The sequence below is a fragment of the Sphingomonas sp. BE123 genome, assembly GCF_031456015.1.
Taxonomy (GTDB): Bacteria; Pseudomonadota; Alphaproteobacteria; order Sphingomonadales; family Sphingomonadaceae; genus Sphingomonas.
Genome location: NZ_JAVDTW010000002.1, coordinates 1177700 through 1202177 on the forward strand (window position 1 = coordinate 1177700; position 24478 = coordinate 1202177).

The 24478-nt window shown below is 65.8% G+C and carries 23 protein-coding genes; 7 read left to right on the forward strand and 16 right to left on the reverse strand.

Annotation, left to right across the window (positions count from 1 at the left end):
• The first annotated feature begins 166 nt into the window (after nucleotides 1-166).
• Complete coding sequence (locus tag J2Y54_RS13830) at nucleotides 167-1396, forward strand: polyhydroxyalkanoate depolymerase (protein ID WP_310040554.1); 1230 nt, start codon at nucleotides 167-169, stop codon at nucleotides 1394-1396.
• A gap of 13 nt (nucleotides 1397-1409) precedes the next feature.
• Here J2Y54_RS13830 and J2Y54_RS13835 read toward each other — a convergent pair whose 3' ends face one another.
• The 5 genes from J2Y54_RS13835 to J2Y54_RS13855 form a co-directional block, all read right to left on the reverse strand.
• Nucleotides 1410-1784, reverse strand: a complete 375-nt coding sequence (locus tag J2Y54_RS13835) for a YkvA family protein (RefSeq protein WP_310040556.1) — start codon at nucleotides 1782-1784, stop codon at nucleotides 1410-1412.
• Nucleotides 1785-1908: 124 nt separating this feature from the next.
• A complete protein-coding gene (locus J2Y54_RS13840; protein ID WP_310040558.1) occupies nucleotides 1909-3084 on the reverse strand; it encodes an acetyl-CoA C-acyltransferase in 1176 nt (391 codons plus the stop codon).
• Between the two features lie 25 nt (nucleotides 3085-3109).
• Nucleotides 3110-3583, reverse strand: coding sequence for a MaoC family dehydratase (locus J2Y54_RS13845; RefSeq protein ID WP_310040559.1), 474 nt, complete (start codon nucleotides 3581-3583; stop codon nucleotides 3110-3112).
• A gap of 152 nt (nucleotides 3584-3735) precedes the next feature.
• Nucleotides 3736-4929, reverse strand: coding sequence for a mechanosensitive ion channel family protein (locus J2Y54_RS13850; RefSeq protein WP_310040561.1), 1194 nt, complete (start codon nucleotides 4927-4929; stop codon nucleotides 3736-3738).
• A gap of 9 nt (nucleotides 4930-4938) precedes the next feature.
• Nucleotides 4939-5946: a DNA topoisomerase IB gene (locus J2Y54_RS13855; protein ID WP_310040563.1), complete on the reverse strand. Its 1008-nt coding sequence runs from the start codon at nucleotides 5944-5946 to the stop codon at nucleotides 4939-4941.
• A 102-nt stretch (nucleotides 5947-6048) separates the two neighbouring features.
• Between J2Y54_RS13855 and J2Y54_RS13860 the strand changes: the two genes are divergently transcribed.
• The gene (locus J2Y54_RS13860) at nucleotides 6049-6600 is read left to right on the forward strand and encodes a type 1 glutamine amidotransferase domain-containing protein (RefSeq protein ID WP_310040564.1); all 552 of its coding nucleotides are present in this window, start codon (nucleotides 6049-6051) and stop codon (nucleotides 6598-6600) included.
• 85 nt (nucleotides 6601-6685) lie between these two features.
• The gene (locus J2Y54_RS13865) at nucleotides 6686-7618 is read left to right on the forward strand and encodes a right-handed parallel beta-helix repeat-containing protein (RefSeq protein WP_310040566.1); all 933 of its coding nucleotides are present in this window, start codon (nucleotides 6686-6688) and stop codon (nucleotides 7616-7618) included.
• A 3-nt stretch (nucleotides 7619-7621) separates the two neighbouring features.
• On the opposite strand, the gene J2Y54_RS13870 is transcribed toward J2Y54_RS13865, so the two are convergent.
• From J2Y54_RS13870 to J2Y54_RS13890, 5 genes are all read right to left on the reverse strand, one after another.
• Nucleotides 7622-7981, reverse strand: coding sequence for a hypothetical protein (locus J2Y54_RS13870; RefSeq protein WP_310040567.1), 360 nt, complete (start codon nucleotides 7979-7981; stop codon nucleotides 7622-7624).
• Nucleotides 7978-8337 carry a hypothetical protein gene (locus J2Y54_RS13875; RefSeq protein WP_310040570.1) on the reverse strand — a complete coding sequence of 120 codons (360 nt, stop codon included), beginning with the start codon at nucleotides 8335-8337 and terminating at the stop codon, nucleotides 7978-7980. The genes J2Y54_RS13870 and J2Y54_RS13875 overlap by 4 nt, the downstream gene beginning before the upstream one ends.
• Before the next feature lie 5 nt (nucleotides 8338-8342).
• Nucleotides 8343-11012: an aconitate hydratase AcnA gene (acnA, locus tag J2Y54_RS13880; protein ID WP_310040572.1), complete on the reverse strand. Its 2670-nt coding sequence runs from the start codon at nucleotides 11010-11012 to the stop codon at nucleotides 8343-8345.
• Nucleotides 11013-11230: 218 nt separating this feature from the next.
• Nucleotides 11231-12511 (reverse strand): hypothetical protein, encoded by a 1281-nt coding sequence (locus J2Y54_RS13885; protein WP_310040574.1) that lies wholly within the window; start codon nucleotides 12509-12511, stop codon nucleotides 11231-11233.
• 35 nt (nucleotides 12512-12546) lie between these two features.
• Nucleotides 12547-13662 carry an acyltransferase gene (locus J2Y54_RS13890; protein WP_310040575.1) on the reverse strand — a complete coding sequence of 372 codons (1116 nt, stop codon included), beginning with the start codon at nucleotides 13660-13662 and terminating at the stop codon, nucleotides 12547-12549.
• Between the two features lie 122 nt (nucleotides 13663-13784).
• On the opposite strand from J2Y54_RS13890, the gene J2Y54_RS13895 reads away from it, so the two are divergent.
• Both J2Y54_RS13895 and purT read left to right on the forward strand, forming a co-directional pair.
• The gene (locus J2Y54_RS13895) at nucleotides 13785-14036 is read left to right on the forward strand and encodes a hypothetical protein (RefSeq protein ID WP_310040576.1); all 252 of its coding nucleotides are present in this window, start codon (nucleotides 13785-13787) and stop codon (nucleotides 14034-14036) included.
• Between the two features lie 269 nt (nucleotides 14037-14305).
• A complete protein-coding gene (purT, locus tag J2Y54_RS13900; protein ID WP_310041319.1) occupies nucleotides 14306-15475 on the forward strand; it encodes a formate-dependent phosphoribosylglycinamide formyltransferase in 1170 nt (389 codons plus the stop codon).
• A gap of 15 nt (nucleotides 15476-15490) precedes the next feature.
• On the opposite strand, the gene J2Y54_RS13905 is transcribed toward purT, so the two are convergent.
• The 3 genes from J2Y54_RS13905 to J2Y54_RS13915 are packed head-to-tail and all read right to left on the reverse strand — an operon-like array spanning nucleotide 15491 to nucleotide 18331.
• Entirely contained in the window at nucleotides 15491-15883 is a 393-nt protein-coding gene (locus J2Y54_RS13905) for a hypothetical protein (protein ID WP_310040578.1), read from the reverse strand.
• A gap of 50 nt (nucleotides 15884-15933) precedes the next feature.
• The gene (locus J2Y54_RS13910) at nucleotides 15934-16824 is read right to left on the reverse strand and encodes a hypothetical protein (RefSeq protein ID WP_310040579.1); all 891 of its coding nucleotides are present in this window, start codon (nucleotides 16822-16824) and stop codon (nucleotides 15934-15936) included.
• Nucleotides 16811-18331 (reverse strand): fumarate hydratase, encoded by a 1521-nt coding sequence (locus J2Y54_RS13915; protein WP_310040580.1) that lies wholly within the window; start codon nucleotides 18329-18331, stop codon nucleotides 16811-16813. Before J2Y54_RS13915 ends, J2Y54_RS13910 begins: the two co-directional genes overlap by 14 nt.
• A gap of 87 nt (nucleotides 18332-18418) precedes the next feature.
• On the opposite strand from J2Y54_RS13915, the gene J2Y54_RS13920 reads away from it, so the two are divergent.
• Nucleotides 18419-18811: a hypothetical protein gene (locus tag J2Y54_RS13920; protein ID WP_310040582.1), complete on the forward strand. Its 393-nt coding sequence runs from the start codon at nucleotides 18419-18421 to the stop codon at nucleotides 18809-18811.
• A gap of 71 nt (nucleotides 18812-18882) precedes the next feature.
• Complete coding sequence (locus tag J2Y54_RS13925; RefSeq protein WP_310040583.1) at nucleotides 18883-20913, forward strand: TonB-dependent receptor domain-containing protein; 2031 nt, start codon at nucleotides 18883-18885, stop codon at nucleotides 20911-20913.
• Between the two features lie 72 nt (nucleotides 20914-20985).
• Here J2Y54_RS13925 and J2Y54_RS13930 read toward each other — a convergent pair whose 3' ends face one another.
• The 3 genes from J2Y54_RS13930 to J2Y54_RS13940 form a co-directional block, all read right to left on the reverse strand.
• On the reverse strand, nucleotides 20986-21996 hold the full coding sequence (locus tag J2Y54_RS13930) for a hypothetical protein (protein ID WP_310040584.1): 1011 nt from the start codon (nucleotides 21994-21996) through the stop codon (nucleotides 20986-20988).
• 113 nt (nucleotides 21997-22109) lie between these two features.
• A complete protein-coding gene (gene hslU, locus J2Y54_RS13935) occupies nucleotides 22110-23402 on the reverse strand; it encodes an ATP-dependent protease ATPase subunit HslU (RefSeq protein ID WP_310040585.1) in 1293 nt (430 codons plus the stop codon).
• Nucleotides 23403-23419: 17 nt separating this feature from the next.
• Nucleotides 23420-24475 carry an aldo/keto reductase gene (locus J2Y54_RS13940; protein WP_310040586.1) on the reverse strand — a complete coding sequence of 352 codons (1056 nt, stop codon included), beginning with the start codon at nucleotides 24473-24475 and terminating at the stop codon, nucleotides 23420-23422.
• Nucleotides 24476-24478: the final 3 nt, after the last annotated feature.

Genomic DNA, 24478 nt, shown 5'->3' on the forward strand with positions numbered 1-24478 from the left:
CGGTGCAATGGAACCGCCTTCGCCGCGGGAGCAGCGGGCGGCGCGTCGCCGATCGTCCGCAACCGGGATCGAAAAACAGGTATGGCGTGTTTGCACTGCAGCATGTCGCCGCTATAACTAATCCAACCATTCGTCAGGCCCCGCAGGGGCGGGGAACAGCGTATCAATGCTTTACAACGCTTATGAACTTCAGCGCTCGATGCTCGCCGGCGCCAGCGCGCTCGCCAATTTCGGCGCGGGTCTGCTCAACAATCCGGCCAATCCCTTTGCCTATTTCGGGGGCGGCCCGATCATGGCCTCCGCGCTCGAAGTGTTCGCGCACGCCGCTGCGCCGCGCGGAAAGCCCGAATTCGGGCTCGATTTCACCGAGATCGACGGCAAGCAGGTCGCAGTCCACGAGGAGATCGTGCTGCGCAAGCCGTTCGGCCAGCTCAAGCGCTTCGTGCGCGAAGGCGTGGAGGGCGGTCCCAAGCTGCTGATCGTCGCGCCGATGAGCGGCCATTTCGCGACGCTGCTGCGTGGTACGGTGCAGCGGATGCTTCCGGTCGCGGACGTGTACATTACCGACTGGCGCGACGCGCGGCAGGTGCCGCTCAGCGACGGGCGCTTCGACCTCGACGACTATGTCGATTATGTCATCGAATTCCTTGCCACGATCGGGGCCGAGGGGGACGCGCGCCCGCACGTGCTCGCGGTGTGCCAGCCGTCGGTGCCGGTCTATGCCGCCGTGGCGCTGATGAACGCCGACAAGCATCCCAACACGCCGCGCACGCTGACGATGATGGGCGGGCCGATCGACACGCGTGAGGCGCCGACCGCGGTCAACACGCTGGCGACCGAACGGCCGCACAGCTGGTTCCGGCAGAATGTGATCGCGACCGTGCCGGCGACCTATCCCGGTGCCGGGCGCACCGTCTATCCCGGTTTTCTTCAGCTCGCCGGGTTCATGACGATGAACCTTGGCAACCACATGATTTCTCACTGGGAAATGTTCAAGCACCTGGTCGTGGGGGATGGCGAGAGCGCCGAAGCGACGATGCGCTTCTACGACGAATATCGCTCGGTGTGCGACATGACGTCGGAATTCTACCTGCAGACGATCGACGTGGTGTTCCAGTCGCACGCCCTGCCCAGGGGCGAGATGATGCATCGTGGGCGCCGGGTCGATCCGGCCGCGATCACCGACACCGCGCTGCTGGCGATCGAGGGTGAGAAGGATGACATCTCAGGCCTTGGCCAGACCAAGGCGGCGCTGACCATTGCGACCAAGCTGCCCGCGAAGATGAAGAAATATTACATGGCCCCGGATGTCGGCCATTACGGCATCTTCAACGGGAGCAAGTGGCGCAACCGCATCGCCCCGGTGCTGGAAGAGTGGATCGCGACGCACAGCTGAGCGGACGTTGCGCTCAGTCATACCCCAGCATCAGGAATTCATACACCACCAGCGCGATCAGCGCCCAGAGCGCGATCACGATGGCGACACCCCAGCGGCTGACCGGGCGCTGCGATGCGGCCTCGGCGGCGGCGCGGTGTTCGGTCATCAGCCCCGCCGGTACCAGCTTCTCGAACAGCCACACGCCGAGCGGGATCAGCACCGCATCGTCGACCAGCCCGAGCACCGGGATGAAGTCGGGGATCAGGTCGATCGGCGAGAGCGCATAGGCGCCGACCAACAGCCCGACCAGCTTGGCGAACAGCGGCGTGCGCGGATCGCGGACGGCGAGCCATACGGCGTGCGCCTCGACCCGGATGCGGTGCGTGAAGGACTGTCGGTTCGCCATGCGCCTGCGATGTGCCACCACTCGCGCGGCGTCAAGCGGGGCTGAAATCGGGGCAGCGCATGACCTGCACAAAAAAAGCCGGCGGATCGCTCCGCCGGCTTTTCGATTTGTGTCAGGGGAGGCGTCAGAGCACCTCGAACAGCCCCGCTGCGCCCATGCCGCCGCCGACGCACATCGTGACCACGACGTACTTCGCGCCGCGACGCTTGCCCTCGATCAGCGCGTGGCCGGTGCAGCGTGCGCCGGTCATGCCATAGGGGTGGCCGATCGAGATCGAGCCGCCATTGACGTTGAGCAGTTCGTTGGGGATGCCGAGCTTGTCGCGGCAGTAGAGCACCTGGACCGCGAACGCCTCATTCAGCTCCCACAGGCCGATATCGTCCATCTTCAGGTTGAAACGGTCGAGCAGCGCGGGGATTGCATAGACCGGGCCGATGCCCATCTCGTCGGGCTTGGTGCCTGCGACCGCCATGCCGACATAGCGACCGAGCGGGGTGAGGCCGCGCTTTTCGGCGACCTTTTCCTCCATCAGCACGCTGGCCGAGGAGCCGTCCGACAGCTGCGAGGCGTTGCCGGCGGTGACGGTGCCGTTCGGGACGACCGGCTGGAGCGACTGCAGCCCCTCCAGCGTGGTTTCGGGACGGTTGCCCTCGTCCTTGGTCAGCGTCACTTCCTTCTGGGTGACTTCCTTCGTCTCCTTGTTGACGATGTTCATCGTAGCGGTGACGGGGATGATCTCGTCGTCGAACTTGCCGGCGGCCTGGGCGGCGGCGGTGCGCTGTTGCGACTGGAAACCATATTCGTCCTGAACGTCGCGGCTGATATTGTAGCGCGCAGCGACGACCTCGGCGGTCTGCAGCATCGGCATGTACACGTCATTGTGCATCGCCACGAGTTCGGGGTCCATCGCGACGCGCATCTGCGGCGTCTGGACCAGGCTGATGCTCTCAACACCGCCACCGATGGTGATGTCCATGTTGTCGACGATGATCTGCTTGGCGGCGGTGGCGATCGCCATCAGGCCGCTGGCGCACTGACGATCGACCGACATGCCCGACACACCGGTGGGCAGGCCGGCACGCAACGCTGCCTGGCGCGCGATATTGCCACCCTGATGCCCCTGCTGGAGCGCGGCGCCGAATACCACGTCCTGCACTTCGCCACCGTCGATGCCGGCACGCGCGACCGCGGCCTCGATCGACTTGGCGGCCAGCGTCTGGGACGGGAGGGCGTTGAATGCACCGCGATAGGCGCGGCCGATCGGGGTACGGGCAGTGGAAACGATGACGGCAGAACGCATGCGGACGGTCCCTTCGGTTTATTGTCTATACAAAAAGCTGGCTGATCCATTCGGCGATCAGGGCAGGCTTGTCCTGGCCTTCGATCTCGATGGTGAATTCGACGGTTTGTTGCCACTGACCCGGACGCTTCTCGACCATCTCGAGTGTCTTGAAGCGCCCGCGCACCCGGCTGCCCGACCGTACCGGCGTCAGGAACCGGACTTTGTTGCCGCCATAGTTGACGCCCATCTTCAGCCCTTCGATCCGGGGCTGAGGCGTCTTCTGGCTGAGCAGCGGCATCAGCGAGAGGGTGAGAAAGCCGTGCGCGATGGTGCCGCCGAACGGAGTCATCGCCGCCTTGGCCGGATCGACATGGATGAATTGATGATCGCCCGTCGCATCGGCGAACTTGTCGATCATTTCCTGCGAGACGGTCACCCAGTCAGACACGCGCTCAGCGCCCGCCTGCGCGGCAAGCTCGTGGATCGTGACGCTCTCCTGCTGGTCGGTGTCGGCCATGACGGTTCCCTGACTGGTGTCGCCTTCGCATAGAAGCAAGTCGCGCGCGCGGCAAGGGGCACCTACTGATAACGCGAATGGCCCGACTTCCGTAAGGGAAGTCGGGCCAAAGTTTCCAAACCCGATATTCTAAAATGCCGATGCGGCGCGAATCAGCGCTCTCCTGGCTCCTTGTCGACACGGCGCACGGGCTGGACCTCCGGATAGGGGAGGATGAGCTTGCCGGCGGGATCGGCGGTGAAGGTGGTCTGTGTCGGGTAGGGGATCGAAATGCCCTCGGCGGCAAAGCGGCGCAGGACGCCGATGATGACCTTGTCGCGCACCTTGTGCGCGGTCGGCCAGTCGTCGCCCGGGATGTCGAACCACAGCGCGAAATCGACCGAGCTTGCTCCGAAGCTCTCGAAGCTGGCGCGGGCGATGATGCCGCCCGCGTCCTCGACAATCGTGGTGAGCATTGCCGGAAGCGCCTCGAGCTGCTCCGGCGGTGTCTCATAGGCGACCCCGACCGGCAGCTTGATGCGGACATGCTCGCGGTTGGAGATGTTCTGGATTTCCTTATCGAGCAGCTGCTTGTTCGCGATGACCCGCACTTCGCCGTCGAACGAGCGCACGCGGGTGGATTTGAGGCCGATTTCCTCGACCACGCCGACGGTCTGGTCATACATGACCTTGTCCCCGCGCCGGAACGGCTTGTCGAAGATGATCGCGAGCGCGGCGAACAGGTCGGCGAAGATCCCCTGCGCGGCCAGACCGATGGCGATACCGCCGACGCCAAGACCCGCGACCAGACCGGTGACGTTGACGCCGAGATTGTCGAGCACCACCACCAGGGCGATCGCGAACAGCGCGACGGTGACGAGCAAGCGGATCAGCCCCAGGGCGGAGAGCAACGCCTCGCCATGGTAGTTTTCGGACTCGGTCTTTTTTTCAATCGCGCCGAGGATGATCTCGCGCGCCCAGATCGCGCCCTGAAACACCACCGCAACCGTGAACAGGAAGGCGATGGTCTGCTCCAGCATCGCTGGCGGCGCGGCATAGTTGGAGACCAGCCGGACCGCGAGCATCACGATGAAAAAGCTGCCGGTGCGTGAAACCGCGCGCCCGATGATCGTGCCCCATCCCATCGCTCCGTCCGAGCGCTGGCACAATTTGGTGCCCCAGCTGCGCAGCCAGTAGAGCAGCAAAACGACGCCGACCGCGATGCCGGTCGCGATCAGGATTTGCAGCCAGTGGGACTGTACCCACAGGCTGGCATCCGTGAAAAAGGCGCGGGTCTGCACCTCAAGCGCCTCGCTGCTGTTGGACGCGGCCTGTTCGGCTGCGGCGGCAGTGTTGGAAACGGTCATGGAAATCCTTCAGGCGGCTTGGGCCGTGAGCCCGCCGCGTTCGAGAAACGCGATAAGGCCACGTTCGGCGCGGGACAGGTAGCGCGTGGTGCGCGGGAGGGCGAGGGTTTCGCGAAATGCGGCCTGCGCATCCCGGTCCTTGGCGAGTTCGATCAGGTCGGGATGGACATAGGATTTGCGCGCGATGCTCGGCGTATTGCCCAGCGCCGCAGTAACCGGCGCCAGCAATGTTTTCAGCCCGACATGCCCCTCGGCCGTCGCCAGCGTTTCGAATGCGATCACGCTCGCACCCCAGGTGCGGAAATGCTTGGCCGTGAAATCATCGCCCATGGCGTCGCGAATATAGGCGTTGACGTCACTCGACGTCACCGGGTGCGCTTCCCCTGCATCGTCGAGCCAGCCGAACAGATGCTGGCCGGGCAAATCCTGGCATTTCTTGACGAAGCCGATCAGGCTCCCGTCGGTGATACGTAGCACACGCATGCGGCCGGACTTGGCGCGATATTGCAGCTTCAGGCTGCGGCCTTCCAGCCTGGCGTGGCGGCGGCGCAGCGTCGTCGCGCCGAAACTCTTGTTGGCCTTGGCATAGCCCTCATTCCCGATGCGGACATGGCCAAGGTCGAGCAGGCGCACGACCGCTGCAACGGCGCGCTCGCGGCTCAGCGCGCGCTTGCGCAGATCCGCCTCGATCCGTGCCCGCAGCCGCGGCAGGCGGTTGCCGAACCCGGCGCAGCGGTCGTATTTCGCCGCCTCCTGCGCTGCGCGGAAATCGGGGTGATAGCGATATTGCTTGCGCCCGCGCGCATCGATCCCGGTCGCCTGAAGATGCCCGTCGGCATGCGGGCAATACCAGGCGTCGGTATAAGCGGGGGGCAGGGCGATGGCGTTCAGCCGGTCGATCTCGGCGCGGTCGGTGATGCGGTTGCCGTGCGCATCCCAATAGCCCCAGCCGCCGCGCACCGCCTTTCGCGTGATGCCGGGTTGCCGGTCGTCGCAATAGCGCAGCGCGCCGCTCATCCTGCCCTCGTCATGTCCGCTCAATGCGCATCCCGTCGCATCGTTCCGGAACCGCCCGGTAGCTGACCGGTTGAGGGGCCAACCCCAATGAGGAGAATGAACATGGCCGAGCTCTCGAACGCACGCGTGCTGATGATCGCGACCGACGGTTTCGAACAGTCAGAGCTGATGAAGCCGCGTCAGGCGCTGCTCGACGCGGGCGTGCAGGTGACGCTGGCGTCGCTCAAGCTGGATCCGATCACCGGCGAAAGCGGCGGCGAGAAGGGCGAGAGCATCACCCCCGACATGCTGGTCGGCGATGTCGACAGCGAAGCGTTCGATGCGCTGGTCCTGCCCGGCGGCGTTCACAATCCCGACACGCTGCGCATGGACGATACGACCATCGGCCTGATCCAGGAGTTCTTCGACGACGGCAAGACCGTCGCCGCGATCTGTCACGCCCCGTGGCTGCTGATCGAGGCCGACATCGTGGACGGCAAGCGCGCGACCAGCTGGCCGAGCCTGCGCACCGATCTGGAAAATGCCGGCGCGAGGCTGGTGGATGAGGAGGTTGTGGTTGACGACAATCTGATCACCAGCCGCAACCCTGACGACATCCCCGCCTTCATCGACGCGATCAAGACGGCGCTGACCAAAGCGACGGCGGACGCCTGACCCAATCCTAGCCTCTCCCCTTCAAGGGGAGGGGCTTTTTAACGCTTGCGGCGCATATCCTCCGGCAAACCGCCGGAGCCTCCGCATGCGCCTGTTCACGCTCGCCGCCGCCCTGATCGCCACCACCGCCCCCGCGATGCCGCAGGGGCAGGACGCGCCGTTCACGATCGTGGAAACCGGCCAGTCCTTCGCCAGCCTGCAGGAAGCGGTGTCCGCCATCGGCGAACGCCGCGGCACGATCCGCATCGCGCCGGGCCGCTATGGCGAGTGCTCGGTGCAGGAGGCGGGCGACATCACCTATGTTGCACAGGTGCCTGGCAAGGCGGTGTTCGACCGCGCGATCTGTGAGGGCAAGGCGACGTTGGTGCTGCGTGGCCGCGCCGCCAAGGTCGACGGCATCGTGTTCATGCGCACGCTGGTCGAGGACGGCAACGGCGCCGGTATCCGGCTCGAAACCGGCAACCTCTTCGTCACCAACGCCATGTTCATCGACGGCCAGTGCGGCATCCTGACCGCCAGCGATCCGCGTGGATCGATCACGGTCGAACGCTCGACCTTTGCCGGCCTTGGCAAGGACCCCACAGGCGCCGGCGCGCACGCAATCTATGTCGGCAATTACGGCAGCCTGCGCGTGTTCGAATCGCGCTTCGAACGCGGCACCGGTGGCCATTATGTAAAGGTTCGCGCGCCGCGGGTCGAGATCATCAACTCCAGCTTCGACGACAGCCTTGGCCGCAACACCAACTACGCGATCGACCTGTCCAACGGCGCATCGGGCCGGATTGCGGGCAATGCGTTCGAACAGGGCCCCGCCAAGGACAATTACGGCACGATGATCGCGGTGGCTCCGGAGGGCGCCAAGCACAGCTCCGCAGGGCTGGTGATCGAGGGCAACAAGGCGTGGCTGTCACCCGGCTTCAAATATGCGACGACCTTTGTCGGTAACTGGTCGCGCGACGCGGTCACGGTGCGCGACAATGACCTGGCCGATCGCATTGCGCCGCTCGCGCGGCGCTAAGTTTTACCCGCGACAGACGATCCTGAACGCCGGGTCCCTGGCCGGGTTGGCGATTTTCTGACGCGGGCGCTTGCCCACCGGAAAGGTCCGCTCGCGAACGGTCTTGCCGCGCGCGACCAGCCGTTGTCCGCGCAGTTCGGTGACGCCGGCGGCACAATCCATCGCTGCGGTGCCGATGATGGTCCCTTCGACCCCGAGCGAGGTCGTGCGGGTGCGAAACACACGCCACTTGCCCTCGCGCTTGATGCTCGCGGTGTCGATCGCGAAGGCGACGTTCGCCGCGCCCGGTACAGGCTTCCACGTCTGTGCGGCGGCGGGGAGGGTCAGGGCGATCAGGCCGAGCGTAAGGGGGGAGCGGATCATTTGAGCGGCTTTCCGTCGCAGACGAAATCGATCAGCTTGCGCATGAACGGATGATCGGGGTCTGCGGGCTCGCGGTTTTCCGGATTCACTTCGGTCGCTTTGCCCGACTTCACGTCGGTGAGGCGGATGATCATCGCCTGGCGTTTCACGCACGACACCGACAGATCGATATAGACGTCGCTGGTCGCCGGTGTTTCGGCGGTGTCGAGCAGGCGGATGACCTTCTCGCCGCCCGCGTCCCTGATGCTGGTCGGGTCGACGAAGACCGGCCCCTGACCTCTTGCCTGGAATTTGATCCATGGCGCTCCCGGCTCGCGGTCGAGGCAAAGCCCGGCCGCGAACAGCGGGAGCGCCATGCAGATCATGCAGCGAGTTTCCGCAGCACGTACTGGAGGATGCCGCCGTTGAGGAAATATTCCAGCTCGTTGACGGTGTCGATGCGGCAACGGGTCAGGAAGGTCTCGCTGCTGCCGTCGGCGCGGGTCAGCTTGACCTCGACATCCTGACGCGGGCGCAGGGCCGACACGCCGGTGATGGTGAAGGTCTCGTCACCCTTCAGGCCCAGCGTCTCGCGGGTCACGCCCTCGGCGAACTGGAGCGGAAGGACGCCCATGCCGACCAGGTTCGAACGGTGAATACGCTCGAAGCTCTCGACGATAACCGCCCGGACTCCAAGGAGGTTGGTGCCCTTCGCCGCCCAGTCGCGCGACGAACCCGTGCCATATTCCTTGCCGCCGATGACGACCAAGGGGGTGCCGTCGGCCTTGTGGCGCATCGCGGCGTCATAGATCGGCATGACTTCGCCATTGTAATGGGTCATGCCGCCTTCGACGCCGTCAAGCATCTGATTTTTAATGCGGATATTGGCGAAGGTGCCGCGCATCATGACTTCGTGATGGCCGCGGCGGGCGCCGTAGCTGTTGAAGTCGGCCTTGCTAACCTGATGATCCTGCAGCCATTTTCCGGCCGGGCTGTCCGCCTTGATCGAGCCGGCGGGCGAGATGTGGTCGGTGGTGATCGAATCGCCGAAGATCGCCAGGGGCTTGGCTTCGATGATGTCGGTCACCGGCTTCGGGTCCATCGTAAGTCCCTCGAAATACGGGGGATTTGCGACATAGGTCGATCCGGCGCGCCAGCTGTAGGTGTCCGATCCGGTGACGTCGATGGCCTGCCAGCGCGCGTCGCCGGAAAAAACGGTCGAATATCGCGAAACGAACATGTCGCGGGTTAGCGCGCCGTCCATCACCGACTGGACTTCCGCAGTCGTGGGCCAGATGTCCTTCAAATAGACGGGGCCGTCGGTGCCTTCGCCGATCGGCGTCGTGATGAAGTCCTGAACCACCGTGCCCTTGAGCGCATAGGCGACCACGAGCGGCGGGCTGGCGAGGAAGTTGGCGCGCACGTCGGGCGACACGCGGCCTTCGAAGTTGCGGTTGCCCGACAGGACCGAGGCGGCGACGATGTCGTTGCCGTTGATCGCAGCCGAGATCGGCTCGGCCAAGGGACCCGAGTTGCCGATGCAGGTGGTGCAGCCATAGCCGACGAGGTTGAAGCCGACCTGGTTGAGGTAGGACTGCAGCCCCGCCTTCTCCAGATAGTCGGTCACGACCTGCGACCCCGGGGCGAGCGAGGTCTTGACCCACGGCTTGGGCTTCAGGCCCTTTTCGACCGCCTTCTTGGCGACGAGGCCGGCGGCGATCAGCACGCTGGGGTTCGAGGTGTTGGTGCAGCTGGTGATCGCGGCGATGACGACGTCGCCGTCGCCGATATCGTGATCCTTGCCCGCGACCGGCACGCGGACCGGTTCGTCCTTCTTGTACACCTTGGTCAGGTCGGAATTGAACACGTCATCGACGCTGCCCAGCAGCACTTTGTCCTGCGGACGCTTCGGGCCCGCGAGCGACGGCTGGACGCTGCCGAGGTCGAGTTCGAGCACGTCGGTGAACACCGGCTCTGCATTCGGATCGAGCCAGAAGCCCTGTGCCTTGGCGTACGCTTCGACCAGCGCGACATTTTCTTCGCTGCGGCCGGTGAGGCGCATGTAATCCAACGTCTTGTCGTCGATGCCGAAGAAGCCGCAGGTCGCGCCATATTCGGGCGCCATATTGGCGAGCGTCGCGCGGTCGGCCAGCGACAGCGAGGCGAGGCCCGGGCCGAAATATTCGACGAAGCGGCCGACCACGCCCTTGGCGCGCAGCATCTGGGTGCAGGTCAGCACCAGGTCGGTCGCGGTGATGCCCTCGGCCAGCTCACCGGTGAACTTGAAGCCGACGACTTCGGGGATCAGCATCGACACCGGCTGGCCGAGCATCGCGGCCTCCGCCTCGATCCCGCCGACGCCCCAGCCGAGCACGCCCAGGCCGTTGATCATCGTGGTGTGGCTGTCGGTGCCGACACAGGTGTCGGGATAGGCGACCAGCTCGCCCTCCGGGGTGGTCGACGACCACACCGCCTGCGCGATATTTTCAAGGTTCACCTGATGGCAGATGCCGGTGCCGGGAGGGACGACCTTGAAATTGTCGAGGCTCTTGCTGCCCCACTTCAGGAAGTCGTAGCGCTCCATGTTGCGCTGATATTCCAGCTCGACATTATCCTCGAACGCCTGGGGCGTGCCGAATTCGTCGACCATGACCGAATGGTCGATGACGAGGTGGACGGGCACCTGCGGATTGATCTTCGACGCGTCCGCGCCGAGCGCGTTCATCGCGTCGCGCATTGCCGCCAGATCGACCACGCAAGGAACGCCGGTGAAATCCTGCATCAGCACGCGCGCGGGGCGATACTGGATCTCACGCTCCGGCGCGCGCGGGTTGTTCTGCCAGTCGACAATCGCCTGGGCGTCTTCGGTGCTGACGGTCACGCCGTCTTCGAAGCGGAGCATATTCTCCAGCAGCACCTTCATGCTGAACGGCAGACGGCTGACATCGCCCAGCTTCTCGGCCGCCTTGGCAAAGCTGAAATAGGTATAGCTCTTGCCACCCACGGTGAGCGTGTCGCGCGTCCCGAGGCTGTCCTGACCGATGGCTGTCATGTGCGGGTCCCTTTCCCTGTCCAGTTGACGCCGGGCGTCACGGGGAGGCGGCAAGATGCCGCGCGAGCGCGCCGGTGTGCGAATGCGAAGATTCGCGTGGCCGATAGCAGGGAGGGGGCGTGGGGGGAAGGGGAGGGGAAATGCGGAGGGGGGAGGATTTTGTTGGAGCGATGAGTTTGGCTGGAACGCGCTTCACATTTGGGCATCCAACCGATCCGTCAGCCCGCTATGCCGAACCAATTGGTCAGGACAAGGCCATAGAGCCCGTGATACGCCACCGCCCCGTGCATCGCCGCCACATAGACGGTCGGGATCAGCAGGTTGGCACAGGCAAGCCAGGCGCGCGACCGGGCCGACAGGTGCGTCAGGACGGGTGGCAGCGCGATGAGGATCGCGAAACCGCCGAATGCGGCCATGCGTGTGTAATCGGTCGCGACGGCCGTCAGCGCAAAGCCGCCGCCCAGCGCGACGCAGATGAGCAGCGCGGGTCGAAGCTGCTCGGCGCGGACGAACCCGGCGACCGCTGCGATCGCCGCCACGAGCGTCAATTTGTACGCGGCGCCCAGGCTAAATAGGGCGAGGGGAACATTCTGGAGAAACCGATCCAGATTACTGGTTTCGCCAGTGAGTTGCGTGCGCGCCGCGCGTCCGAAATCGAAGCCATAGCTGGCGAGCCATATCGCGACATACACCGCCAACAGCGATGCGAAATGAAGCCATGCGCGACGGTCGCGGCCGGTGAGCGCCAGCGTGCCGAACGCCAGGACCGCAGCGGTTTCGTGCGCGAGCAGCGCCAGGGCGAAACATGCCGGTTGAACCATGCTGTCGGGCCTTTCGCGATCGCTGTCGAGCAAGGCCACGAGTGTCAGCGCAAATACCAGGATTTCGCCATGGCCGGGCAGCGCGATCGCCGTGGCAAACATCCCGGTGGTATAGAGCGATGCGAGTTCGAGCCGGGACAATCGCAGCCCGCGCGTTTCCAGATAAATGCTGGCGAGCGCGAGGGTGAGCAGCGCGACGATCCAGTGGAACAGGCCGTACAGCACCCCGTCCAGATGAAGCATGTGGGCGAGCGCCGGCATCAGGATGCGGCGATGGAAAAATCCCTGTTGCTGGAGGAAGGGCTCGACCGAATTATACCCATAGATGCGGCCCATCCCGGTGGGCACGACCTCAAACAGGAAGATGCTGGCGATTGCGAGGCCAATCAGCAAATCGATCCACAGCCTGCGCGACCGCATTGCGGGCATGATCGCGACGGCGGCCGAGCGCAGCAGGAATGCGAAGGCCAGCAGCGCGGCGAAAAAACCGGCCCCCTTTAGCGAGCCGAGCAGATACCCGTCATATCGGTCGGCAGCTGCGTAAGGCAGGCGACGTGCCGTCTCAGCAGGCCAGTGCGGACCAAGCCCGACATAGTGGCGGATCAGGTCCAGTACGACGTCGTTGGTGAAACAGGTTATCGCTACGCAGATCGCGAACGCGGCATAAAGGGTCGCCAACGCCGGTTTCCGGTGCGTCGGATTAACAGATATAGTCACGCCCGGGGCACGCGCGCCGTCAGGTTCAAGATCAGCGCGCCAAGTCGCGCGCGCGCCGTCGCCACGATCGATTCGACCCGTTCGACTGCGACTTTCCTGCGTCGCATCGCCGGCTGTTCGACGAAATGCGCCGAGAACGCAGCAGCGAGCAGCGTCAGTACGAGGCCGAACGACACATTCATGTACCACGGACGAAATGCTGGCCACATCCACAGAAGCTGCTGGATTGGATAGGCGAGCAGATAGACGCCATAGGAATAATCATGACGCCCGGCGATCCAGGTCGCGCGCGGGTTGAACAGGCCGAGCCACACCGTCCAATAGGCGATCGGGATCATTGCTAGCGCGCGGGTGTGTGCGCTGAGATACAGCAGCGCGGTCAGCGCGAACGATGCCGCACCCCATCGCGCGTTCCACGGTAGCCGGTGCCGATACAGAAACAGGACGACGCCCGCTGCGAACGCGCTGACCAGGGACCAGGAATAGAGCCATGGTCCGCGCGGTACCGGCGTCACGAGGCCCAGCAGCCAGACCGTCATCGTGAACCCGATCAGGATAGCGAGGCCCATCGCTGGCCGTTGGAGCAGGCCGGCGAGGCCGAGCAGCGCGAGGGCACCGTAGCACCAGAGTTCATACGGCAGCGTCCATAGCTGGCCGTTCACTTCTGGGCGCGGATGATCGAGGAACACGCCGGGCAACAGATATTGCGGGACACCGGCGAGGTTGAGGAAGTAGGCGCGGAACAGCGGATCTGTGAAGTAATCGCTCAGCGCCACGGTTGTGACGAGCGGCCCCAGCAAGAGTGCCGACAAGAATACCTCCATCGACAGCGCGGGCATCAGCCTGACGACGCGGAGCGTGGCAAAGCCGGAAATCGTCCTCGCGCGCACTAGGCTTCCGGTCACGAGAAAACCCGAGACCGCGAAGAACATCGGCAGTATTGCGAGCTTGAACGCGGCGAACGGGCTGGTCTGCGTCCAGATTTTTGCCGCGATCGGATCGGCAAGGTCGAAGCTGTGCGACGTCAGCACGCAGATCGAAAGACCGATCCGGACATAGTCGAACCCCCTCGGGGCGCTAACCGCATCCAGACGCGAACCGATCGTGCCCATTGCCCCGTACTTCCCCCAACATCGCGCAGAGCATGGCCCGATGCAGTGCCGCGATCAAGACATCCGCGGCGCGCCTGCGTTTCAGGTGGCGGGTGGGGAGGGGGATGATCGAGCGACCTTATATGCGCTTGACGCAGGATACCGAGACGGCGTTTCTGCTGGTGCTCAAGGCGACGGGCATGGTGCGCTCGGGGGCGGCCAAGGCGCGGGGGGGGGCGGACTATGCCGCGCCGGACGAGACCGACACGGCGTTGCTGAAGGCGCTGGACCGGATTGCGCAGCGCAAGCGGCGCGAGGCGCTGGTGCGGGCGGATGCGAGGCAGGAGTTTGAGCGCGCGGTGCTGGCGGGGGAGCGGCCGGGGCCGGTGCCGTGAGGGAGACCGCCGCGAAGCGGTGGTGGAGGGGCGGCTGTGCAGACAGCCGTCGGCAACTCGGCAAAATTCCGCCCTCTGCGCCCACGGCTTGCTACGCAAGCCGGCCCCGCTGCTGCGATATGCCCCCAGCATATCGCTGTTCGCAGCTACGCCCCCTCCGTCAGCGCTGCGCGCTGCCACCTCCCCCAGCAAGCTGGGGGAGGAATGGGTTTGCGGCGGGTCGGGGGATGTGCGAGGCGGCGGGGACGTTGGATCGACGAGTGGATGCGATGACCTTTACCGCGAAAATCCTGTTGCTTGGCTCCGGCGAGCTGGGGCGTGAATTTGTCATTTCGGCCAAAAGGCTGGGGGCGCAGGTGATTGCGTGCGACAGCTATGCCGGCGCACCGGCGATGCAGGTGGCGGACGGGTGCGAGGTGTTCTCGATGCTCGACGGCGATGCGCTGCGCGCGGCGATCGACCGGCATGCGCCCGACCTGGTGGTGCCAGAGATCGAGGCGATCCGGACCGAGGTGCTGGCGCAGGTCGAGGCGGCGGGGGTGACGGTGGTGCCGTCGGCGCGCGCGACGATGATGACGATGAACCGCGATGCGATCCGCGAGGTGGCGGCGGTGGAGCTGGGGCTGCGCACGTCGCGCTACCGCTATGCCGAGAGTCTGGCGGAGGTGCTGGCAGGGGCGGAGCACACCGGGCTGCCATGCGTGATCAAGCCGGTCATGTCCTCGTCGGGCAAGGGGCAGACGACGGTGCGCGCGGCGGCGGGCCTGGAGGCGGCGTGGGACTATGCGGTCGCGAACATGCGCGGCGACCGGCGGCGGGTGATCGTCGAGGAGTTTGTCGACTTCGACTATGAGATCACGCTGCTGACGGTGCGGACGCGCGACGGCGTCGTGTTCTGTCCGCCGATCGGGCACCGGCAGGAGCGCGGGGACTATCAGGAAAGCTGGCAGCCGGCGGCGATGAGTGCGGGGGCGATCGCGGCGGCGCAGGACATGGCGCGCAGGATCGTCGACGATCTGGGCGGCTATGGGCTGTTCGGGGTCGAGTTCTTCGTGAAGGGCGAGGAGGTGATCTTCAGTGAGCTGTCGCCGCGACCGCATGACACGGGGATGGTGACGTCGATCTCGCAGAATTTGAGCGAGTTCGACCTGCATGCGCGCGCGGTGCTGGGGCTGCCGGTGCCGGAGGTGGTGCTGCGCGGCGGCGGGGCGGCGTCGGCGGTGATCCTGGCGGACCGGGACAGCGACGGGCCGGGGTATGCGGGACTTGCGGACGCGCTGGCGGTGCCGGGCGGCGAGGTCGATGTGCGCATCTTTGGCAAGCCGACGACGCGGCCCTATCGCCGGATGGGCGTGGCGCTGGCGCTGGCGGAGGATGTGGAGCGCGCGCGGCGGGTGGCCGTGGAGGCGGCGGGGAAGGTGCGGATCGTCTATCGCTGACCTGCGCCGTGCCGGTCAGGGCGCGACGATGGTGAAGCCGGGGAGCGCGGCGGGCTCGGCATGCTTGTGGTACATGTCGAGATAGACCGACAGCGGCGCGGCGCCCGCGCACTGGACCGTATAGAGGTCGAGGATGTTGTGATAGGGGCCGATCCCGGTGCTGCCGACCCGCGCGAACGCGGGGGCATTGCCGTCGGCGCAGCGCAGGCGGGCGAGATAGGCGCGCTCCCCCTCAGGCCCGCGGGCGCGGACCGGGTTCTGCTGGCTGCCGAGCGGATGCGCTTGGGCGGCGGCAATCGCGGTGCGCAGCTTCTTGCCCTTGAGCCCGTCGAAATATTGCGCCGACGCCGGGTGGATGCCGATCAGGGCGATGGTCGCGGCGGCCAGTGCGATGTCGGTCAGCTTCATGCGATCTCCCTGCGCGGTGCGGGTCGAGACTATCGCGTGGCGGCACAATCTCAAGCGGTGGATGGCGGGTCGACGATCCAGTCCCACTGGCAGCGGCTGTTCGGCGTCAGCTTGAGCGCGGCGTTCATCGCCTCGACCGCACCGGGGGCGAGCGCGGTCACGAACGCACCCTGATCGACCCAGAGCCATGCGAAGCGGCGGTCCGGCGGCATGTGCGCGGCGATGGCCGGGTGCAGGCCGATCGGGAAATATTTGAAATGGTGATCTTCGACAAAGGTCAGCGGCGTGCCGTTGATTGTCATCGTCGCGCTGGTGCGGACGGTGCGCGCGTCGGCGTCGACAATCTCCTGAGCGACCTGAAGATCGGCGATTACGAGCGCGCCGGCGGACAGGCGTTCGAGGTCGCGGATCATCGTTTCGATGAACTCGGCCGGGGTTTCGACCTGAATGTCGTGAAAGGCGAGATTGGCAAAGTGCGGCGCGGGGTCGGCGCCGGGGTGGTAATAGCTGGCTTCGGACAATGTCAGCAGGATCACGTCGGGCTGAATCGACCAGCCCATTTCCGCGGCGCCAGCGAACAGCAATGCGGGATCGGGCGCGGTCGGAGCGAAGACGCCGGCCTGTGCCATCACCCTGACCACACGGCGGACCTGGGCCTGCTTGTTGGCCGAGAGTTCGGGCAGCGCGCCCTTGTGCTGGACGCGCTGTTCCCGTGCGCGGGCCTTGCCCGACCGCGATCGACCGCTGCGCTGGTTCGGGCGATAGCCCAGCAGTTGCGCGCCGACCGCGACAATGCCGACCGCACCGAACGCGATGCTGAGCCAGCCGATCACGTTAAGCCTGACCCCAGCCATCGTCATCGCGAACGGAATCGCGACGAACAGGATGCTGAAGGCGAACGGCAGCAGCAACGCCGCCGTTTCGGGATCAGGCCTTTTCAAGCAGCCCTTCCTTCGCGATCTTGTCACGCCATACCAAAGGCGCGAGCTGGTGGACGTTGTTGCCCTCGGCATCGACCGCCACGGTCACGGGGAAGTCCTGCACCTCGAATTCGTAGATCGCTTCCATGCCGAGGTCTTCGAAGCCGACGACCTTCGACCCCTTGATCGCGCGGGCGACGAGATAGGCGGCCCCGCCGACGGCCATGAGGTAGGCGCTCTTCGCGTCACGGATCGCGTCGGTGGCGGCGGGGCCGCGTTCGGCCTTGCCGACCATCGCGAGCAGCCCCTGATCGAGCATCATGCGGGTGAATTTGTCCATGCGCGTCGCGGTGGTCGGGCCGGCGGGGCCGACGACTTCTTCACCGACCGGATCGACCGGGCCGACATAATAGATGACGCGGCCCTTGAACGCGACCGGCAGTTCCTCACCGCGGGCGAGCATGTCGGCGATGCGCTTGTGCGCGGCGTCGCGGCCGGTGAGCATCTTGCCGTTGAGCAGCAGGCGGTCGCCCTGCTTCCAGCTCTGCACGACTTCGGGCGTCAGCGCGTCGAGATCGACGCGGATCGCGGCTTTGTCTGGGGTCCAGTTGACGTCCGGCCACTCGTCGAGCTTGGGCGCTTCGAGATAGGCCGGGCCGCTGCCGTCGAGCGTGAAATGCGCGTGGCGGGTGGCGGCGCAATTGGGGATCATCGCCACCGGCTTGCCCGCGGCGTGGCAGGGCGCGTCGAGGATCTTGACGTCGAGGATGGTCGAGAGGCCGCCAAGGCCCTGCGCGCCGATGCCGAGCGCATTGACCTTGTCGAAAATCTCGATGCGCAGCGCTTCGAGATCGTTCTGGGGCCCGCGCTGCTTGAGGCTGGCCATGTCGATCTGTTCCATCAGCGCCTTTTTGGCGAGGAGGACGCAGTGTTCGGCGGTGCCGCCGATGCCGATGCCGAGCATGCCGGGCGGGCACCAGCCGGCGCCCATCTGGGGCAGCATTTCGAGGACCCAGTCGACGATCGAGTCCGACGGGTTCATCATCTTGAACTTGGACTTGTTTTCCGACCCGCCGCCCTTGGCCGCGACGTCGATATGGACCTTGTCGCCGGGGACGAGCTCGACATGCAGGACGCAGGGGGTGTTGTCGCGGGTGTTGCGGCGGGTGAAGGCAGGGTCGGCGAGGACCGAGGCGCGCAGCTTGTTTTCGGGGTGGAGATAGGCGCGGCGGACGCCTTCATCGACGACCTCCTGAAGCGAACGCGACGTATCGTCGAGCTGGCAGTTCATGCCCCATTTGACGAAGACATTGACGATGCCGGTGTCCTGACAGATCGGGCGATGCCCCTCTGCGCACATGCGGCTGTTGGTCAGGATCTGGGCGATCGCGTCCTTGGCGGCGGGGGACTGTTCGGCCTCATACGCCACGCCCAAAGCGCGGATATAGTCCATCGGGTGATAGTAGCTGATGAACTGAAGCGCGTCGGCGACGCTGTCGATAAGGTCGTCGGTCTTGATCGTAACCATTGCCTGTCCCTGTCCACTTTTGCCCGCTGGCGGGTCTCGACCCTTTAGCGGATGACAGGCGCGTTTCCAGTCGCTAACCGCGCCCTCGTGTTCCGGGGGCTGATCCTTTCGCATCGCGGGTTCGCGGCGGCGCTGATTGCGCTCGCGCTGGCGATGAAGCTTGCCGTGCCGGCGGGGTTCATGCCGGTCGAGCGCGCGGGCACGATCGTCGTGATAGTCTGTACCGGCATGGGCCAGCAGCAAGTCGAGATCGACGTGCCGGGCATGCCGGTGAAGGAGGATGGCGCGACGCGGGCTGCCGGACAGCCCTGCGCCTTTGCCGGGCTGGGCATGGACCTGATGCCGGGGGTGGACCCGGTGCTGCTGGCGGGAGCGCTGGCGTTCATTCTGGCGCTGGGCTTTGCCGGCGTTGCGGTGGTGCGCGTCGATCGGGCGCGGCAGTTGTGGCCGCCGATGCGCGGGCCGCCGATTACTTCCTGATCCTTTCGTAACCTCACACGAACCAGCGCGCGGGACGGTGATCCTGCGCGCCGATCAGGAATATCCATATCATGAAGACTCAATTTGCGGCCGCGCTGCTTGCGGCCACTTGCCTTGCGACCCCGGCGCTTGCCAATGACAGCGATCAGGTGCCGGTGATCATCGTCACCGCCAAGGCCAATCCCGAAGACCCGCCCGTCGTCGCGGAAGCGCGCGAACGGCTGGCGCGGACGCCGGGGTCGGTGTCGGTGGTCGCTGCCGAAGCCTATGAGGACCGGTTCGCCATCGGCACCCCGGACATCCTGCGCGACGTGCCGGGCGTGCTGGCGCAGAAGCGCTATGGCGAGGAAGGGCGGCTGTCGATCCGGGGATCGGGGCTGGACCAGAGCTTTCACCAGCGCGGCGTGCTGCTGGCGCAGGATGGCGTGCCGTTTGCCGATGCCGATGGCTTTTCGGACTTTCAGAAGATCGATCCGCTCGGCGCGCGCTTCGTCGAGGTGTACAAGGGCGGCAATGCGCTGCGCTTCGGCGGCGCGCAGCTGGGCGGGGCGATCAACTTCGTGACGCCCAATGGCAAGACCGCGCAGTCGCCGGTGCTTGTGCGGGTCGAAGGCGGCACCGACGAAACGATCCGCGGCGTCGCGCAGGTTGCGGGCAAGTCGGGCGCGTTCGATTTCTATGCCGGGGTCAATGCCTTCCACACCGACGGCTATCGCGTGCAGGGCTATCAGGATCAGGTGCGCGGCACGCTGAACCTCGGCTGGTCGTTCGGTGACGACAATGAGGTGCGCGCGATCCTCTATGCCGCCGACATCTATCAGGGCGTGCCGGGAACGGTGACGCTGGGTCAGGCGCTGACCAATCCGCGTGCGCCGGGGGCGACGGCGGTGGTGCAGAACCAGCGGCGCAATCAGGGCGTGTTTCGCGGCACACTGCAGACGCGGTTGCGGCTGACCGACAGCCTGGTGTTCGAGGGCGGGGTCTATGCGACGCAGACCGACCTGTACCACCCGGTCGGCATCTTCATCATCCAGGACACCGATACACAGGGCGCGTTCGGGCGGTTCGACTGGAAGGGCGAACTGGGCGGCATGAAGGCCGATCTGTTCTTTGGCGCATTCTATCGCGAGGGCGGGACCGAGCAGGATCTGTTCGTCAATGCGGCGAGCGCGCAGGGGCCGCGGATCGGCGATGCGCGGCAGGTCGCCAATGCGCTCGACCTGTTTGCCGAGGGGCGTTTGTTCGTGACCGAGGGGCTGGCGCTGGTCGGCAGGGCGAGCTGGGGCCATGCCGGGCGCGATTATCTCAACCGGCTGAACGGGCGCACCGCAGAGCAGGATTACGAGTGGTTCGCGCCGCGCGTCGGGCTGCTTTACGAGACTGGCGACGCGCAGGTTTACGCGAACGTCACCCGGTCGGTCGAGCCGCCGCATTTCGGGGCGCTCGCGCAGACCAATTTGCTGGGTTCGGTGTTCTCGCCGCTCGACCCGCAGCGGGCGTGGACCGCGGAAATCGGGACGCGCGGGCGTAGCGGCGCGGTGGCGTGGGACGTGACCGCGTACCGGGCATGGGTGAAGGGCGAGCTGCTGAGCTTCGCGACTTCGCCGACCATTCCCTCGACGATCTTCAACGCCGACAAGACGGTGCATCAGGGGATCGAGGCGAGCCTGGACTGGTGGATCCTCGACGGGTCTGAGGGGAAGCTGCGGCTGCGCCAGACCTATGCACTGTCGGATTTCCGGTTCGATGGCGATCCGGTCTATGGCGACAACCGGCTGCCGATCGCGCCGGTGCACAGCTATCGCGCTTCGCTGCGCTATGAGGGCGGGAGCGGATTGTTCGTCGAGCCGAATTTCGACTGGCGGCCGCAATCGACCTGGGCGGATTATCGCAACACGCTGAAGGTGCCGGGCTATGCGCTGCTGGGCATCGGCGCGGGGTTCGAGCTGGGCGGGGTGACGTTCTTCGCCGATGCCCGGAACCTGACCGACAAGCGCTATGTGTCGGATCAGTCGGCGGCGATCACTGCGACAGCGGCGAGCGCGATCTTTCACCCCGGTGAGGGGCGGACGGTGATGTTCGGGCTGCGGACGCGGTTCTGAGTTGTTGGGGCTGTGTTGGTCTCGGTGAGACCCGCACTGCCCCACCCCAACCCCTCCCCTGAAGGGGAGGGGCTATTGCGTGACACATCCGCCATCCCGCACCCAGCTGACGCTGCCCACCCCGAGGACGATCTTGGCGCGGCGGGAAAAGGTGAGGGCTTGCCAGCGGCCGGCATTGCCGGTGGCGGTGCGGCTGCGCAGATAGGTGAGGTGGAGCAGTTCGAACTGCTCGTCATCAATCTGCCTGGCGTCGATCAGGCAGGTCCATTGCGCGACGTTCCAGGCATAGTCGCGGCTGACGCCGTCCTGATCGACCGCTTCGCTGAGGCCTTGGTACCAGGCGAGCATCGCCTTCAGCCGTTGCGGGCGCTGTTCGGGGGTGAGGTCGGCGAGCTTGCGGCGGAGGCGGGCGACGTCTTCGTCGTTGGGCAGCGTCTTTTGCTGGACGCGGGTGTCGATCGCCCATTTGACCTTGCGCGCGGTGATTGGCCCGGTGGGCCAGAGGCGGAAGAGCTCGGCGCGGACTTCGAGGAGCAGGGCGACATAGGTGTCGGTCTGGACCTGAAGCATCGCGTCATGGTCGAAGAGCGCGGTGAGTTCGGCGAGGGCGGTCGGGTTGAGCTTTCCGTCCGGGCCATGCGCCGCGAGGATGCCGGTGCGGCAGTTCTGGCGGACGGGGATTTCGAGGCAATCCTTCGAGAAGAACAATTTGCCGTAAGTCGGGGCGAGTTCCTTTAGCGTGCGCTTGAAGGGGCGGCGGCTGGGGAAGCTGTCGCGCCAGGCGATCAGCTGGGGCTGGAGGCTGCCGGTGCCATAGTTGCGCTGCGCCATGCCGACCGAGACGAGCTGACTGTCGAAATTGCCGACCGGCATCGCCCAGCAGCCCATCGTCTCGGGGATCGATGTTTCGCGCATCCGGGCGAAGATCGCGGCGCGGTCGAGGCCGATCTGGGCGAGCTGGGTAGCGGCTTCGGGGGCGATCCGGATGTGGGGGACGTCGCCGACTTCGCGGCAGGGGGGACGGTTTTGGGCGGCGGCGGGGAGGGTTGCGAGCAGCGCTGCGGTGATCGCCCAGAATTTCATCCGATTTTCCTATCGTCGCCCCGGGCTTGACCCGGGGCCGGGCTTCTACTGCGCGCGAGTTCAGAAGAAGCCTTGGCCCGGGTCAAGCCCGGGCCGACGAAAGGTGGGGACGATCAGAGCACGTAGCGGCTGAGGTCGGTGTTCCTCGCGATGCTGGCCAGTTGCGATTCGACATAGGCGGCGTCGACCACCAGTTCGGTGCCCGAGCGGTCCTCGGCATCGAAGCTGACTTCCTCGAGCAGCTTTTCCATCACCGTCTGCAGGCGGCGGGCGCCGATATTCTCGACTTCGCCATTCACTTCCGCCGCGATGCGGGCGACGGCGCGGATGCCGTCTTCGGTAAAGCGGACATCGACCCCCTCGGTGCCGATCAGCGCGCGATATTGTTCGGGCAACGATGCCTTTGTGTCCGACAGGATCGCGACGAAATCATCCTCGGTCAGGCCCTTGAGCTCGACGCGGATCGGCAGGCGGCCCTGCAACTCGGGGAGCAGGTCGCTCGGCTTGGCGACGTGGAAGGCGCCGGACGCGATGAACAGGATATGGTCGGTCTTCATCGGGCCGTACTTCGTGGCGACCGTGGTCCCCTCGATCAGCGGCAACAGGTCGCGCTGCACGCCCTCGCGGCTGACGCTGCCGCCGCGCACGTCGCTGACCGCGATCTTGTCGATCTCGTCGAGGAAGACGATGCCATTGGCCTCTGCATCGGCGAGCGCGACGCGGGCGACGTCGTCCTGGTCGAGGCGCTTGTCGGCTTCCTCCTCGACCAGCTTGGCCCAGGCGGCGTGGACGTTCATCTTGCGGCGCTTGAGCTGCGGGCCGCCCAGGCCCTTCATCATCTCGCCGAGGTTGATCATCTGCGGCCCCGCGCCGGGAATGTCGAACGGCATGCCGCCCGAGGCTTCGACCTCGATCTCGATCTCGGTATTGTCGAGATGGCCCTGATTGAGGCGTTCGCGGAAGGCTTCGCGGGTGGCTTGCGAGCTGTCCTTGCCGGTCAGCGCGTCGAGCAGGCGAGTCATCGCCGCAGCCTCCGCCTTGTCCTTCACCGCGGCGCGGCGGCGTTCCTTTTCGAGGCGGATTGCTTCCTCGACCAGGTCGCGGGCGATCTGTTCGACGTCGCGGCCGACATAGCCGACCTCGGTGAACTTGGTCGCTTCGACCTTCACGAACGGGGCGTCGGCGAGCTTGGCGAGGCGGCGGCTGATCTCGGTCTTGCCGCAGCCGGTCGGGCCGATCATCAGGATGTTCTTGGGCGTCACCTCGTCACGCAGATCGGCCTTCAGTTGCTGGCGGCGCCAGCGGTTGCGCAGCGCGACGGCGACCGCGCGCTTGGCGTCGCGCTGGCCGATGATGTGCGCGTCGAGCGCCGCGACGATCGCCTTGGGAGTCAGTTGCTCGTTCATGGGGAAATGCGGGTCTTTCAGCTTGGTTCGGGGCGATAGGGGGCGCCGGGCCGGGCGGCGAGCGCCTGGGCGATCGGCTGGTCGATCCAGTCGATCATGATGCGCGGATAGGCGCGCGGCTGGCGGGTCATGCGGTCGAGTTCCTTGACCTCGTCCGGGGTCAGCGCGATGTTCACCGCGCCGAGATTATCCTCAAGCTGGTGCATCTTGCTCGCGCCGAGCAGGATGCTCGACACCGGTTCGCGGTGCAGCAGCCACGACAGGGCGACTTGCGCCACGGTCGCGCCATGGGCTGCGGCGATGTCGCGCAGCCGGTCGATCACGGCGAAGCCCTTGTCCTTGTCGATCGGGATGCCTTCGTACCCGGTCAGGCGGTCATCGACATCGCCGGGATTGTCGCGGGTATATTTGCCCGACAGGAAGCCGCCGGCGAGCGGGCTCCATGCGGTGATGCCGAGGCCGTAATGCGCCGCGAGCGGGAAGAACTCGCTTTCGATGTCGCGGCCGACCAGCGAGTACATCAGCTGGCCATGGGTGAAGGGCGCCCAGCCATTGGCGCGCTGCAGCTCCATCGCTGCCGCGACCTTCCACGCCGGCCAGTTGGAAAAGCCGAGATAGCGCGCCTTGCCCGCGCGGACGATGGAATCGAGCGCTTGCAGCGTTTCTTCGAGCGGGGTGTTCCGGTCGTCGCGATGGACGATGTAGACATCGACATGATCGGTGCCGAGCCGTTTCAGGCTGTGGTCGATCGACCAGTTGAGGTGCGATGCCGACAGGCCCGAGCGGTTGAGCGGCGCGCCGGCACGCCAGCCCGCCTTGGTCGCGATCACCACTTCGTCGCGGCGCGGGGCGATGATCTGGCCGAGCACCTGTTCGGATTCGCTTTCCGAATAAATGTCGGCAGTGTCGAAGAAATTGATCCCCGCATCGAGCGCGCGGCCGATCAGCGCGGCGGCGTCGGCGCGGCCGGTCTTGGCGATGGCGGGGATGCCGCCACCCAGGGTGAAGGTCATCGTGCCGAATGACAGGCGCGAAACGATGAGGCCGGTATTGCCGAGACGCGAATAGAGCATGGT

Excerpts from the sequence above, each read along its gene's own strand:
- J2Y54_RS13915 (WP_310040580.1), bottom strand. The coding sequence starts at position 18,331 with ATGGTTACGATCAAGACCGACGACCTTATCGACAGCGTCGCCGACGCG.
- J2Y54_RS13925 (WP_310040583.1), top strand. The coding sequence starts at position 18,883 with ATGAAGACTCAATTTGCGGCCGCGCTGCTTGCGGCCACTTGCCTTGCG.
- J2Y54_RS13865 (WP_310040566.1), top strand. The coding sequence starts at position 6,686 with ATGCGCCTGTTCACGCTCGCCGCCGCCCTGATCGCCACCACCGCCCCC.
- J2Y54_RS13845 (WP_310040559.1), bottom strand. The coding sequence starts at position 3,583 with ATGGCCGACACCGACCAGCAGGAGAGCGTCACGATCCACGAGCTTGCC.
- J2Y54_RS13870 (WP_310040567.1), bottom strand. The coding sequence starts at position 7,981 with ATGATCCGCTCCCCCCTTACGCTCGGCCTGATCGCCCTGACCCTCCCC.
- J2Y54_RS13875 (WP_310040570.1), bottom strand. The coding sequence starts at position 8,337 with ATGGCGCTCCCGCTGTTCGCGGCCGGGCTTTGCCTCGACCGCGAGCCG.
- J2Y54_RS13860 (WP_310040564.1), top strand. The coding sequence starts at position 6,049 with ATGGCCGAGCTCTCGAACGCACGCGTGCTGATGATCGCGACCGACGGT.
- J2Y54_RS13830 (WP_310040554.1), top strand. The coding sequence starts at position 167 with ATGCTTTACAACGCTTATGAACTTCAGCGCTCGATGCTCGCCGGCGCC.
- J2Y54_RS13905 (WP_310040578.1), bottom strand. The coding sequence starts at position 15,883 with ATGAAGCTGACCGACATCGCACTGGCCGCCGCGACCATCGCCCTGATC.
- purT (WP_310041319.1), top strand. The coding sequence starts at position 14,306 with ATGACCTTTACCGCGAAAATCCTGTTGCTTGGCTCCGGCGAGCTGGGG.
- J2Y54_RS13895 (WP_310040576.1), top strand. The coding sequence starts at position 13,785 with ATGCGCTTGACGCAGGATACCGAGACGGCGTTTCTGCTGGTGCTCAAG.
- J2Y54_RS13850 (WP_310040561.1), bottom strand. The coding sequence starts at position 4,929 with ATGACCGTTTCCAACACTGCCGCCGCAGCCGAACAGGCCGCGTCCAAC.
- J2Y54_RS13840 (WP_310040558.1), bottom strand. The coding sequence starts at position 3,084 with ATGCGTTCTGCCGTCATCGTTTCCACTGCCCGTACCCCGATCGGCCGC.
- acnA (WP_310040572.1), bottom strand. The coding sequence starts at position 11,012 with ATGACAGCCATCGGTCAGGACAGCCTCGGGACGCGCGACACGCTCACC.
- J2Y54_RS13930 (WP_310040584.1), bottom strand. The coding sequence starts at position 21,996 with ATGAAATTCTGGGCGATCACCGCAGCGCTGCTCGCAACCCTCCCCGCC.
- J2Y54_RS13940 (WP_310040586.1), bottom strand. The coding sequence starts at position 24,475 with ATGCTCTATTCGCGTCTCGGCAATACCGGCCTCATCGTTTCGCGCCTG.
- J2Y54_RS13855 (WP_310040563.1), bottom strand. The coding sequence starts at position 5,946 with ATGAGCGGCGCGCTGCGCTATTGCGACGACCGGCAACCCGGCATCACG.
- J2Y54_RS13835 (WP_310040556.1), bottom strand. The coding sequence starts at position 1,784 with ATGGCGAACCGACAGTCCTTCACGCACCGCATCCGGGTCGAGGCGCAC.
- hslU (WP_310040585.1), bottom strand. The coding sequence starts at position 23,402 with ATGAACGAGCAACTGACTCCCAAGGCGATCGTCGCGGCGCTCGACGCG.
- J2Y54_RS13890 (WP_310040575.1), bottom strand. The coding sequence starts at position 13,662 with ATGGGCACGATCGGTTCGCGTCTGGATGCGGTTAGCGCCCCGAGGGGG.